Source organism: Vibrio sp. 1978 (assembly GCF_033344345.1).
Map to the genome: position 1 here is coordinate 1 of NZ_JAWPOP010000673.1, position 615 is coordinate 615.

Here is a 615-nt window from a genome sequence, read left to right on the forward strand (position 1 = left end):
ACTGTTTCGTGTGTATGAAGAAGCTTGCGAGCTGCGATATGTGCATCATGAAGCCAGAGACTTGCCACTACGATCAAGGCACATGCCGCGAACCGCAGTGGGGAGAAGAAAACTGTATGGTGGATCACTTCGTGTATCTATCAAATACATCAAGTTTGAAAGTGGGCATCACTCGCCACACTCAAATTCCAACACGTTGGATTGATCAAGGTGCAACTCAGGGTCTGCCAATTTTCAAAGTCAAAACGCGTCATATTTCAGGCTTGATTGAAGTGGAACTGGCAAAGCATATTGCAGACAAAACAAACTGGCGCACTTTGCTTAAAGGCGATGGTGAACCGATTGAGTTACAAGACCGTTTTGCTGAACTGCTTCCTCTTGTGCAAGACAAGATTGCTGAAATCAAACAGCAATTTGGTGAAGATGCCATCGAGGTACTGAGCGAAACCATTACCGATCTTAGCTACCCCGTTCAGCAACACCCAACGAAAATCACCTCTCATAACTTCGACAAAAACCCGGTTGTGACTGGTATTTTGCAAGGCATCAAAGGTCAGTATCTGATTTTTGATACCGGTGTGATTAACGTCCGCAAGTTTACATCTTACGAAGTTG

At 44.7% G+C, this 615-nt stretch carries 1 protein-coding gene; it reads left to right on the forward strand.

The annotated features are described in order from the left end of the window. On the forward strand, positions 1–615 hold a 615-nt coding region (locus R8N49_RS28470), incomplete at both ends, for a DUF2797 domain-containing protein (protein ID WP_318190614.1).